We start from the raw sequence: 12,559 nt of genomic DNA on the forward strand, positions 1-12,559 counted from the left end.
AAGTTGGGTCTTGTATAGATCGCTCCAACGGTCTGAGATGGCGGTCGAAGTCCCGCAAGGGGCTCGTCTCACAAGGGGGGCAGACAAGCGTGTCTCGAACCACGACCCTCGCCGCGGCCGTCGTCCTCGGCCTCGGCACGGCCCTGGTGGCCTTACCCGCGCAGATCTCCGCGGCGGCGCCGCTCCCGCCCGCCGACCGCATCGAGCTCTACCAGCTCGACAGCGCGCCCGGCACCGGGCAGGCGCTCAGGGAGAAGGGCTACGACGTCGTCCAGCAGCAGGCCGCGGGCGACAAGGAACACGTCGAGCTCACGGCCGCCGCGGCCGACCTCGCCGGACTGAAGAAACTCGGCTACAAGCCCGAGCCGGTGCGCAACCCGCAGGGCCAGACCCAGCTGGAGGCCGCCAAGGCGCAGGCCGGCGGCGGCTACACCGTCTGGAGGTCCTACTCCGAGCCCGGCGGCATCGCCGACCAGCTCAAGGCCCTCGCCAACGCCAACAAGGACCTCGTCAAGCTCCAGTCCATCGGCAAGACCCTGCGGGGGCAGGACATCCTCGCCGTCAAGGTGACCACGGGAGCCCGGCTGCTGCCCGACGGCATCAAGCCGGCCGCGCTCTACTCCGCCACCCAGCACGCCCGCGAGTGGATCGCGACCGAGGTCGACATGCGGCTGCTGAAGTACGTCCTCGCCAACAAGAGCTCGCTGAAGGACCTGCTCAACAGGACCGAGCTGTGGTTCGTCCCGGTGGCCAACCCCGACGGCTACGACTTCACCTTCACCGAGGGCAACCGCCTGTGGCGCAAGAACCTGCGCGACGTGAACGGCGACGGCGCGATCACCAACGGCGACGGCGTCGACCCCAACCGCAACTTCCCCACGAACTTCCACTACGACGAGGAGGGCTCCTCCAGCATCCCGAGCAGCGAGACCTACCGGGGCGCCGGCCCGGCCAGCGAGCCGGAAACCCGGGCCATGGACGGCCTGCTCAAGCGCGTCGGGTTCGAGATGCAGCTCAACTACCACTCCTACGGCCCGCTGCTGCTCTACCCCGCCGGCTTCCAGATCGCGACGCCGACCGCCGACAACCCGATCTACGAGGCGATCACCGGCGACGACGAGAAGCCGGCCGTCCCGGGCTTCGACCCCGACCTCGGCGCCGAGCTGTACACGACGAACGGCGAGACCACCGACCACGCCCACTACCGCTACGGCACGCTGGCCTGGACGCCCGAGCTGGACGAGGGCTGCGACGGCTGCGGCTTCGTCTTCCCCGACGACGAGGCCCTGGTGCAGGCGGAGTTCGAGAAGAACCTGCCGTTCGCGCTCGACGTGGCCAAGTCGGCGGTCAACCCGGTCGAACCGGTCAACCACCTCGGCAACACCACCCCCGACTTCGTGCTCGACCCGTTCCAGGTCAGCTACGGCCGCGACCAGGTGGTGCAGGTCAACGCCAAGCGCAAGCTCGGCCCGGTGCTGCTCAACTGGCAGGTCAACGGCGGCCGTACGCGGACCGCGCTGACCGGCGAGTGGAAGGGCGGCGAGCGCTACGGCAAGGGCTACGACCACTACTACCACTGGATGCGCGGCAAGATCACCGGCACCCGGCCCGGCGACCAGGTCAAGGTCTGGTTCACCTCGCTCGGCAAGAAGAGCGGCGACTTCACCTACAAGGTCGCCACCGACATCGGCGGCCAGGTGCTCGTGCTCGCCACCGAGGACGTCACCGGCCTCAGCCCCGTCCAGGGCGTGAGCGAGGCCAAGTACGCGGGCGCCTACGCCGACGCGCTCCAGGCGGCCGGCTACAGCTCCGACGTCTACGACATGGACAAGATGGGCCGCGTCCCGCCGCACGCGCTCGGCGTGCTCAGCCACTACAAGGCGGTGGTCTGGGAGACCGGCGACGACGTCATCCCGAGGTCGCAGGGCCAGGTGCCCGGCACCACGTCCAAGGGCGGGGTGACGACCGAGCTGGCGGTGCGCGACTACCTCAACGAGGGCGGCAAGCTGCTGCACGCCGGCAAGTACCCGTCGTACGCGGCCAACAACAACGGCGCGTACTACTACGAGCCGGACACCGGCCAGCCCGAGTGCACGGTGCCGGACGACCCGCCCTGCATCCAGGTGTTCAACGACTTCCAGCAGTACTACCTGGGCGCCTACGTCTTCTTCGACGAGGGCGGCACCGACGGCGCCGGCGACCCGTTCCCGGTGAAGGGCCAGGGCGGCGCGTTCGACGGCTTCCAGGCCACGCTGGAGCCGAGCCACACCAACTCGTTCGTGGCCACCTCGGCCATCCTGCCGCCGGACCAGTTCCCGCTGTTCGCCAGCTCGGCCCCGGTCAAGTGGGTGCGCCCCGGGGGCCCGTTCGACCCGCACAGCGGCACCTGGGACGTCTACAGCGGCATCTCCGACGTGGCCTGGAAGCGCCTGACCACGACGGTGGACCTCACCGGCAGGAGCTCCGGCGAGCTGACGTTCTGGACGTCGTACGACACCGAGGCCGACTGGGACTTCCTCACCGTGGAGGCCCGCACCGCGGGCGGCGACGACTGGACCACGCTGCCCGACGCCAACGGCCACACCAGCCAGAACACCGGTGAGAGCTGCAAGACCGAGAACAGCGGCGGCTGGCGGGTGATCCACCCGTTCACGCAGCGCTACCAGGGCCCGGACTGCGAGCCGACCGGCTCCTCCGGCGCCTGGCACGCCGCCTCGGGCAACTCGGGCGGCTGGCAGCAGTGGCGCGTCGACCTGACGCCGTACGCGGGCAAGCGGGTCGAGCTGTCGATCTCCTACATCAGCGACTGGAGCACCCAGGGCGCGGGCGTCTTCCTCGACGACACCAAGGTGACGCTGGACGGCGCGACGGCCGCGGAGACCTCCTTCGAGAGCGACCTCGGCGGCTGGAGCGTCGGGGCGCCGCCCGCCGGCACCTCGGCCTCCATCAACAACTGGTTCCGCACGGACCAGGTGTTCGAGGAGGGCGGCGGCATCGTCACCAAGGACACCGTCTATCTCGGCTTCGGCGCCGAGAGCATCACCGACCAGGCGGCGCGCACGGACCTCGTCAAGCGTTCCATGCGGCACCTGCTCGGCTAGCGGCACCCTCGGAGGGGCGCGGCACCCGGCCGCGCCCCTCTTGCGCGCCCGGCTAGAACATGGTTCGGTCGGCTGTGAGGCATACCTCTGGCAAGCAAGCATTCGGTCAAGCAGGAGGCTCACGACATGCGCCAGCACGACACGCTGTTCATCGGGGGCGAGTGGGTGGCCCCGGCGGGCACCGGCACCATAGACGTCATCTCGCCGCACACCGAAGAGGTCGTGGGCCGGGTGCCGGACGGCACCGCCGCGGACATGGACAGGGCGGTGGCCGCCGCCCGCGAGGCGTTCGACCGCGGGCCCTGGCCCCGCCTGAGCTTCGCCGAGCGGGCCGAGGCCCTGGCCCGGCTGGCCGCGATCTACAACGAGCGGCAGGCCGAGATGGCCCAGCTCATCACCGAGGAGATGGGCTCGCCCATCACCTTCTCCCAGCTCGCCCAGGCGCCGCAGCCGCTGGAGATGCTGAACTTCTACGCCGAGCTGGGCAGGACGTTCCAGCAGGAGGAGCAGCGGCCCGGCCTGTTCGGCCCGGTGACCGTGCGGCGCGAGCCCGTGGGCGTCGTGGCCGCCGTCGTGCCGTGGAACGTGCCCCAGTTCGTCACGATGACGAAGCTGGCGCCCGCCCTGCTCGCCGGCTGCACCGTGGTGCTCAAGCCCGCGCCCGAGACGCCGCTGGACGCGTACCTGCTGGCCGAGTGGGTCGTCGAGGCCGGCATCCCGGCCGGGGTGCTCAACATCGTGCCCGCCGGCCGCGAGGCGGGCGAGCACCTGGTCTCCCACCCCGGCGTCGACAAGGTCGCCTTCACCGGCTCCACCGCCGCGGGCCGCCGCATCGCGAGCATCTGCGGCGAGCAGCTCAAGCGGGTGAGCCTCGAGCTCGGCGGCAAGTCCGCCGCCATCATCCTGGACGACGCCGACCTCGCCGCCAGCATGGGCTTCCTGTCCATGGCCTCGCTCATGAACAACGGCCAGGCGTGCGTGGCCCAGACCCGCATCCTGGCCTCGCGCAACCGCTACGACGAGGTCGTGGACGCCGTCGCCGGCATGGTCGCCGGCCAGGTCGTCGGCGACCCGGCCGACCCCGGCACCGGCATCGGCCCGCTGGTGGCCAAGCGGCAGCAGGAGCGGGTCGAGGGCTACATCAGGATCGGCATGGACGAGGGCGCCAAGGTCGTCGTCGGCGGCCTCGACCGCCCCCGCGACCGCGGCTGGTACGTCGCCCCCACCGTCTTCTCCGGCGTCAGCAACGACATGCGCATCGCGCGCGAGGAGATCTTCGGCCCGGTCCTCGCGGTGATCCCGTACGAGGACGAGGCCGACGCCCTCCGCATCGCCAACGACAGCGACTACGGCCTGGCCGGCACCGTCTGGACCGCCGACGCCGAGCACGGCATGGAGATCGCCCGCCAGGTCCGCACCGGCACCTACGGCGTCAACTGCTACATGCTGCACGCGAACACCCCGTTCGGCGGCTTCAAGGCCAGCGGCATCGGCCGCGAGCTCGGCCCCGAGGGCCTGGCCGGCTACCTGGAGTACAAGAGCATCGCCCGGCTGGGCTGAGGCCCCCGCAAGGGACGGGCCCCGCACGCGTGTGCGGAGCCCGTCCGTTGCCGAAGGCCACCCAGCGCGCCCCCGCGACGCTGGGCAACCGCCTGACTACTGAAGTATGTCCCACGTCCACCGCATCGACGGTTTCCTTCCCCAGGGACTTTCTCCCGGCGGTTTCCTTCCATACGCCTCAGTACGACGTGTATTACTCATGAAAAGTTCGAGGAGATCCACTTGCCGATCCGGCGGATGAGATCGGGGGTCGCGGCGGCCTCCGCGTGGCCGTACCCCGGCTCGATCCAGAGCTCCTTGGGCTCGCGCGCGGCCTCGTAGAGCTGGTGCGCGTGCTCCACGGGGAAGAAGGCGTCGGCGTCGCCGTGCACGACCAGCAGCGGCGTCGGCGCGATCAGCGCGGCGGCCTCGTGCGGCGGCATCGGGACCGGGTCCCACTCCACGCCGGTGATCCTGGTGCGCTTGACCACCCGCGCCGCGAGCCGCCCCACCGGCCGCTCGATCGCCCAGTGCACCTGGCGCATCGGCCGGGTGCCCCGGTAGTACCAGCGGGCCGGGCCGCTCACCGACACCACCGCGTCCACGTCCCGTCGCAGGCCCGCGTGGCGCACGGCCACCGCCGCGCCCATCGAGAAACCCACCACCGCGACCTTCGGACAGCCGGTCGCGCGCAGGTGCCGGACGGCCGCCTCGACGTCGAGGATCTCCTTGTCGCCCACCGTGGTCAGGCCGCCGGAGCGGCCGTGGCCGCGGAAGTCGAAGGCGAGGACGCCGCCGTACTCGCTGAGCACGTGCACGATGCGGCGCGCCGTGCGCTCGCGCCAGGAGCCGGTGAATCCGTGCGCCACGACGATCCCAACCTCTGGCCCAAGCTCTGGCCCGAGCTCCGGCCCTTCGGCCGCGCGGCGGGACGGGGTGTGGGCGGCATCGATGCGGACCCCGTCCTCGGTGCGGAGCAGGACGGGGAAGTTGGGCGCGAAAGGCATGAATACGAGCTTAAGCTCGCTCGACGTCCACCCGGTGCCCGGTGTCCCCCTCACCGGCCCGGCCGGGGCCGAGCCGCGCGCCCCAGCCCAGCCGGACCGCGTTCGGCCCGCTCACGGGATCACGCACCAGCTCCCCGTCACCCCCGCGCCCCTCACTCCCGGCCCCCAAGCCCTTGCCTGAGCCTTCCTCCTCCGGCCCGGGGGCGAGCCCGTGCTCCACGGCCCACACCGCGATCTGCGCCCGCGACGCGAACCCCAGCTTCTCCATCACGTTCGCGACATGCCGGGCCACCGTCGCCGGGCTGATCACCAGCTCCAGGGCGATGCCCCGGTTGCTGAGCCCGCGCGCCAGCAGCGCCGCCACCTCCTGCTCGCGCCCGGTCAGCCCGCCGTAGCGCGACTCGACCCGCACCGGCGCGACCGGCGGCGGCGCGCTCTCGTGGTCGAGCACCCGCCGGGTCACCTCCTCGGCGGGCAGCTCCGTCCCCCGCGACCACAGCAGCGTGACGCGCCCCTCGCCCAGCCGCGCCCGGCCCTCCTCCAGCAGCTCCCGCACCCGTCCCGGCGTGCCGAACTGCCCGATCGACTCCCGCAGCGCGGTGCCCGCCGCCGCGGCCAGCAGCGCCCCCTCCAGGTCGCCCTGGGCCCGCGCCAGCGCCGACAGCGCCATGAGCCCCCGCATGATGCCGCGCCGCTGCCCCGCCCGCCGGCTCAGCGCCAGCCCGGCGGCGACGTGCCGGCGGGCCGCGCGGTGGTCGCCCAGCTCCGCCGCCACCCGGCCGAGCTGGGCGTGACAGCGGGCCAGCTCGACCAGGTTGTCCATGCCCCGCAGCAGCGGCAGCGCCGCCTCGTGGCAGGTCAGCGCCCCCTCAAGGTCGCCGTCGGCCTCGGCCACCGCGCCGAGGTGGGTCAGCGCCCTGGCCTCCGCCCAGTGGTGACCGCACTCCCTGGCCAGGGCCAGGGCCTCCTCGCCGCGCCGGCGCGCGTAGCGGACCTGGCCCTTGAACAGCGCCAGGTTGAGCTGCGCGACCCGGACGGTGGCCAGGTTGAACGGGTCGTCGCAGGCGACCGCCGCCGCCTCCAGCTCCTCCAGGTAACGCAGCGCCCGCTCGCTCTGCCCGAGCCGGAAGAACACGGTGATCGCCACGCCGTACGTGACGCCCAGCCAGTACGAGTACGGGTGCCGCTTCTGCTCCTCCACGGCCCGCGCCACCAGCTCCTCGGCGCGGCCCAGCTCGTCGCCGGCCTCCAGCCCGTACGCGAGGGCGGCCCGGCCCACCGCGACCAGGTCGTCCGGCACCTCCGACAGGTCCATCGCCAGCAGCCGCTCGTGCCAGCCGACGCTCTCGCGCAGGTCGCCCCGCACCGCCAGGATCGCCAGGGCCGCGCGAGCCAGCCGCAGGCCGGGCACCGGGTCGCCGGACTCCACCGCCCAGTCGATCGCGGCCCGGCAGTCGTCCAGCAGCTCCCGCCCCCGGACGAAGTGCGGGAACCGCTCGCCCCACGGCAGCCGGCGCCGCGACGCGGCCGCCTCGTGCCGGCGCTCCATCTCCTCGCACACCACCCGCAGGTGACGCTCGCGCAGCGCCGCCTCCTCGCCGGCCTCGGCCAGCCGGTCGGCGGCGTACTGGCGGATGGTCTCCAGCAGGCGGTAGCGACCGGCGGCGCCCTGATGGAGCACCAGCGACTTGTCCACCAGGCCGCCCATCAGGTCGAGCAGCTCGGCCCTGCGCAGCACGCCGCCGTCGGCGCACACCCGCTCGGCCAGCCCCAGGTCGAACAGCCCGGCGAAGACCGACAGCCGGCGCAGCAGCACCCGCTCCTTGGGACGCAGCAGGTCGTGGCTCCACTCGACGGTGGCCAGCAGCGTGCGCTGGCGCGGCGGCGCGGTGCGGTCGCCGGTCGTGAGCAGGCGGAACCGGTCGGCGATGCGGTCGGCGATGCGGCCCGGGCTCAGCAGCGACGCGCGCGCCGCCGCCAGCTCCAGCGCCAGCGGCAGGCCGTCGAGCGCCCGGCACAGGCGCACCACGCCGTCGAGGTCGCGGATGACGCCCCGCGCCCCGGCCGCCGTGGCCCGCTCGGCGAACAGCACGACCGACTCGGCGTCCGGATGCCGCTCGTCGGGCAGGTCGAGCGGCGGCACCCGCCACACCAGCTCGCCGGGGACGTGCAGCGGCTCGCGGCTGGTCACCAGGAACCGCACCCGCGGACACGCGGCCACCAGCTCGCTGACGACCTCCGCGCAACGCTCGACCACGTGCTCGCAGTTGTCGAGCACCAGCAGCGTCCTGGCCGCGCGCAGGCGCAGCAGCAGGCCGTCGAGGAGCGGGCCCGGCGTCTCGTCGCGCACCCCGAGCACCCCGGCCAGCTCCGGCACCAGCAGCTCGGGGTCGCCGATGCGGGCCAGCTCGGCCAGCCAGACGCCGTCGGCGAAGCAGGGGACGACCCGCGCCGCCACGCGCAGCGCCAGCCGGGTCTTGCCGATGCCGCCCACACCACTGAGCGTGACGACGCGTTCGTCGCGGACGAGCGCGGCCAGCTCGGCCACGTCACGCGCGCGGCCGACGAAACGGTTGGGCTCGGCTGGGAGATTGTGCGGGACGTGCGCCGTCATGTGGGGCCCAAGGGTCGTGGCGGTCACATTCCCGCCTATCCTCCATCGTTCGCGGATGCGGCGCGATCACTTTCCGTCGAGACTTCGCGACTGGGCGGATACGTATGTAGGGCCCTCAGGTCTGCCGCGCTCATCACGATGCGCACCCGCGACTCCTCGGCCGCCTCCAGCGCGCGCGGTAAATCGGAGATCATCACGCGGGCGCGGCTGGCCTGGATGCGCTGCCGGAGCGCGTCGGCCCCGAGGTCGGCCGGCACCGGCCAGGCCACGCCGCCGGCCGCGATGACCGCGTCGGTGGCCACCAGCAGGTCGGGGCCGACCGGCAGGCAGATGAGCACGGTGTCGCCCACCCGCACGCCGCGGCGCCGGAGCTGCACGATCGCGACGGCCGACCTCTCGTCGAGCTGCTCCTCGGTGAGCTTCATGCCGGTGTCGGAGTCCACGATCACGTAGCGCTCATCCATGCTGACCACGGTATGGAGGGGGTCTCGTGCGTACATGGGGCGGAATATGCAGATCCCTATGCAGAACCGTTCGACGCCTGTTCAGCGGCCCACACCGCGATCTGCGCCCGCGAGGTGTAGCCGAGCTTCTCCATGATGTTGGCGATGTGCCGGGCCACCGTCGCCGGGCTGATCACCAGCTCCTCGGCGATGGCCCGGTTGGACAGGCCCCGGGTGAGCAGGCCGGCGATCTCCCGCTCGCGGGCGGTCAGCAGCGAGCGCCGCACCGGCTCGGCCGGGACCGGCTGCGCCTGGCGTACCTGCCGCTCCCCCTGCAGGACGTGCCGGGCCGCGTCGTCGGCGCTCATGGCCCGGCCGCGCGACCACAACGACGCGGTGCGTCCGTCGCCGAGCTTGTGACGGGCCCGGCCGAGCAGCTCCTCGATGCGGATCGTCGCGTGGTGCTGCCCGATCGACTCGCGCAGCGCCGCCGCCGCGGCGGCGGCCAGCACCGCGCCCTCCAGGTCGCCCTCGTGCTCGGCCAGCACCGACAGCCCCACCAGGCAGCGGGCCACGCCCTGGCGCTGACCGGTCTCCCTGCTCAGCGCGAGGCTCGCGGCCAGGCGCTCGCGCGCGGCCAGGAAGTCCCGCAACATCGCCGCCACCCGGCCGATCCTGGCCAGGCAGCGGGCGAGGTCGGCGTCGCTGCCCAGCTCACGCAGCCAGGGGACGGCCATCTCGTACTGGGCCTTGGCCGTCACCAGGTCGCCGCGGGCCTCGGCGACCGCGCCGAGCTGGGCCGCGGTGCGGGCCATGATCCAGCGGTGGCCGTGCTCACGGGCGCGCAGCAGGGCCTCCTCGCCGTGCCGCTGCGCCTCCCGCAGCCGGCCGCGCGTCAGGGCCACCGCCGACAGGCCCGCGAGGCCCGCCGCCTGGTTCCAGGCGTCGCCCGAGCCCGTCGCGACGGCCAGGCCCTCCTCGGCGTGGTGCAGCGCCTCGTCGGCGCGGCCCATGCGCAGCAGCACCACGACGATGAGGCTGTGCATGACGCAGCGCGTGAACACGTGGTCGGGCGCGAGACCGGCCAGGCTCTGCCGGGCCGCCTCCAGCGACCGGCTCAGCTCGTCGCGCGCCTCCAGCCCATAGGCCAGGTACGCCTTCGCGTGCGCGATCTGCCGCGCCGGCACCCCCGGCCCGGCCAGCGACAGCAGCCGCTCGATCCAGCCGACGATCTCCGTGAGGTTGCCGCCGAGCGGCAGCAGCGCCGTACTGATGGTGCACAGCCGCAGCCCCAGCGGGACGTTGCCGGACTCGACCGCCCAGTCGAGCGCCACCCGCTGGTCGTCCAGCAGCGTCTTGCTCGCGCTCAGCGCCCGCAGCCGCTCCGGCCACGGCACGCCCGGGGCGACCATCTCCGTGGTGAAGTGGCGTTCCTGCAGCTCGCACATGACCTTGAGGTGCCGCTCGCGCAGCAGCTCCCGCTCACCGGCCTCCTGCAGCCGCTCCTGCGCGTAGCGGCGGATGGTCTGCAGCAGCCAGTAGCGGGTGCGGCGCTCGTCGCACAGCACGAGGGACTTGTCGACCAGGCCGCCGAGCAGGTCGACGATCTCGGCCTCGGCGATGGGCCGCTCGGCGCACACCTGCTCGGCCAGGTCGAGGTCGAACGCGCCGGCGAAGACCGACAGCCGGCGCAACAACACCTGCTCCTTGGGCGAGAGCAGGTCGTAGCTCCACTCGACGGCCGCCAGCAGCGTGCGCTGCCGGGCGGGCGCGGTGCGGCCGCCCGTGGTCAGGAGCGAGAAACGGTCGTCGATGCGGTCGGCGATCTGGCCGGGGCTGAGCAGGCTCGTCCGGGCCGCGGCCAGCTCCAGGGCCAGCGGCAGGCCGTCGAGCGCCCGGCACAGGCGGACCACGTCGGGCAGGCTGTCCGGCCCCAGCTTGGTGCCGGCGGCGGCGGCCCGATCCAGGAACAACTGCACCGACTCCACCTCAGCCGCCCCACCCCTCATCCCCACCTCCCCCCCGAACGCCTCGACCTCCGGGAACGCTCCAACCCCACCCGCCTCTCCGTCCCCCTCCGAGGACGGCGGGCCTTCAGACGACGGGCCATGAAGGTGGGGTTTCTCGTAGGACGGCCCTTCGCGGAACGACTGATCGGAGTGCGGCTCGTCCAAGGGCGGCCCGTCCGGATGCACCCCTCCGCGGCGCCGCACCTCGCCGGACGCGGGGGCTGCCTCCCGGAGAACATCGGGCGGGGCAGGCAAACCCGACAATTCACCACGTGACACTTCACCGGGCCAGGCTTCCCGCGACACCTCAGGCGGGAGGACACCGCCCGCTCCTGCGTCCCGCACCCGCACGTCAGGTGCGGCCGACCCGGAGGACGCGACCTGGGGCAGGGCAACCTGGGGCAGCGCGACCTGGGGCAGCGCGACCTGGGGCAGCGCGACCTGGGGCAGCGCGACCTGGGGCAGCGCGACCTGGGACAAGCCGATCTGAGGCGAGGAAGGCGGGGCTGGCGCTCCTCGGCGTGGCGCTCCCTGGGCCTGCGGCTCGCTGAGCACCGATTCCACCCGCAGCACTCCCCCGCGCCGCGCCCCCTCAGACACCACCCCACTAGACACCACTTCACCAGACATGGCCTCACCGGACAGCACCCCGCCAGACAGCACCCCGTCAGACAGCGACCCGTCAGACAGCGACCCGTCGGGCGGCGCTCCACCCTGCAGCGCTCCACCCTGCAGCGCTCTACCCCCCGACGGCCTGCCCTCCGGCGGCGCTCCACCCCCCGATGGCCGGCCCTCCGGCGGCGCTCCACCCCCCGGCGGCCGGCCCTCCGGCGACCGGCCCCGGGAAGGGCCGTTGCCGGGCAATCGGCTGAGCTGGGCCTCGCTGAGCAGCCCTCCCCCATGCGGCGCTCCGCTGGGCAGCACTGCCGCCGGCAACCCCTCACCCTGAGGCGTCCCGAACGGCGGTGTGCCCTCCGTCGGCATCGCACCCTGCGCCGACCCGCCCTGCGGCCCACTCGTGCGTGGCGCTTCACTGCCCGTCGCCCCGCCCCGCGCCCCGCCAGCGGGCGTGGTGATGGGCGGCACGTCAGCGCGCGACGTCCCATTGAGCGGCCCATCGACATGCGGCGTCCCACTAGGCGGCGCGTCTGCCTGCTGCGTCGCAGGAAGCGATGCGGCCGCGTGCGGTGCGGCCGTGCGGGAGGCGACGGCTTGAGGCGCAGCAGGGCGCAGCACAGCCGAGGCCAAGGCGGCGGTGGCGGCGGCGGCCGGGGCGAGAGCGACCGGGGCGGCAGCATCAGGAGCGGCAGCGACCGGAGCGACGACGGCCTCAACGGCGAAGGCCGGGGTGGCGGGGTGTCGCGCGGCGGCGGGCGGCGCCGCGCTCAGCAGCTCATCGGGACGCGGGGCGCCGTGGTGGGGTGCGGTGGCCGGCGGCGTGGCGCCGTCAGGGGCGGCGACCTCGCCCGCCTCGCCCCTCACTCGACCTTCCCAGGCATGAGGACCAGCAGCGAGGGCGGGAGCTTCCGTCTCCTCGACACCCCGACCAGGGAGGAACTGAGCGGCGGGCTCCGGGAGCCCCAAGCCGCCGGAAGCAAGGGCGGGAGCCGCCACCTCCTCGACACCCTGACCAGAGAGGAGCTGAGCAGCGGGCTCCGAGGGGCACACGCCTCCGGAGGTGAGGACGGGAGCTGCCGTCTCCTCGACACTCTGAGCAGGGAGGAGCTGGGAGGCGAGGACGGGAGCTGCCGTCTCCTCGGCACCCTGAGCGGGGAGGAGCTGGGCGGCGGGATCCGGGGGGAGGGGGGCGGGTGGGGGTGGCAAGGGGGTGGGGTCGGGGAGGTCG

6 protein-coding genes are annotated in these 12,559 nt (G+C 73.5%); 2 read left to right on the top strand and 4 right to left on the bottom strand.

Annotated elements, in window-relative coordinates:
* Positions 1-89: 89 nt before the first annotated feature.
* Complete coding sequence (locus MF672_RS02510; protein WP_242379643.1) at positions 90-3,101, top strand: M14 family metallopeptidase; 3,012 nt, start codon at positions 90-92, stop codon at positions 3,099-3,101.
* A gap of 126 nt (positions 3,102-3,227) precedes the next feature.
* The gene (locus MF672_RS02515; protein ID WP_242379645.1) at positions 3,228-4,661 is read left to right on the top strand and encodes an aldehyde dehydrogenase; all 1,434 of its coding nucleotides are present in this window, start codon (positions 3,228-3,230) and stop codon (positions 4,659-4,661) included.
* A gap of 197 nt (positions 4,662-4,858) precedes the next feature.
* On the opposite strand, the gene MF672_RS02520 is transcribed toward MF672_RS02515, so the two are convergent.
* From MF672_RS02520 to MF672_RS02535, 4 genes are read right to left on the bottom strand one after another with little or no spacing between them, the layout of a single operon-like run.
* Positions 4,859-5,647, bottom strand: coding sequence for an alpha/beta hydrolase (locus MF672_RS02520; protein WP_242379646.1), 789 nt, complete (start codon positions 5,645-5,647; stop codon positions 4,859-4,861).
* A gap of 10 nt (positions 5,648-5,657) precedes the next feature.
* Entirely contained in the window at positions 5,658-8,261 is a 2,604-nt protein-coding gene (locus MF672_RS02525) for a LuxR C-terminal-related transcriptional regulator (RefSeq protein WP_242379648.1), read from the bottom strand.
* Positions 8,262-8,296: 35 nt separating this feature from the next.
* Entirely contained in the window at positions 8,297-8,725 is a 429-nt protein-coding gene (locus MF672_RS02530) for an AMP-binding protein (protein ID WP_242379658.1), read from the bottom strand.
* Positions 8,726-8,781: 56 nt separating this feature from the next.
* The gene (locus MF672_RS02535; RefSeq protein WP_247815149.1) at positions 8,782-10,713 is read right to left on the bottom strand and encodes a LuxR C-terminal-related transcriptional regulator; all 1,932 of its coding nucleotides are present in this window, start codon (positions 10,711-10,713) and stop codon (positions 8,782-8,784) included.
* Between the last annotated feature and the right edge of the window lie 1,846 nt (positions 10,714-12,559).

It is taken from the genome of Actinomadura luzonensis (assembly GCF_022664455.2).
Taxonomy (GTDB): domain Bacteria; phylum Actinomycetota; class Actinomycetes; order Streptosporangiales; family Streptosporangiaceae; genus Nonomuraea; species Nonomuraea luzonensis.

Excerpts from the sequence above, each read along its gene's own strand:
- MF672_RS02530 (WP_242379658.1), bottom strand. The coding sequence starts at position 8,725 with ATGGATGAGCGCTACGTGATCGTGGACTCCGACACCGGCATGAAGCTC.
- MF672_RS02525 (WP_242379648.1), bottom strand. The coding sequence starts at position 8,261 with ATGACGGCGCACGTCCCGCACAATCTCCCAGCCGAGCCCAACCGTTTC.
- MF672_RS02520 (WP_242379646.1), bottom strand. The coding sequence starts at position 5,647 with ATGCCTTTCGCGCCCAACTTCCCCGTCCTGCTCCGCACCGAGGACGGG.
- MF672_RS02515 (WP_242379645.1), top strand. The coding sequence starts at position 3,228 with ATGCGCCAGCACGACACGCTGTTCATCGGGGGCGAGTGGGTGGCCCCG.
- MF672_RS02535 (WP_247815149.1), bottom strand. The coding sequence starts at position 10,713 with ATGAGGGGTGGGGCGGCTGAGGTGGAGTCGGTGCAGTTGTTCCTGGAT.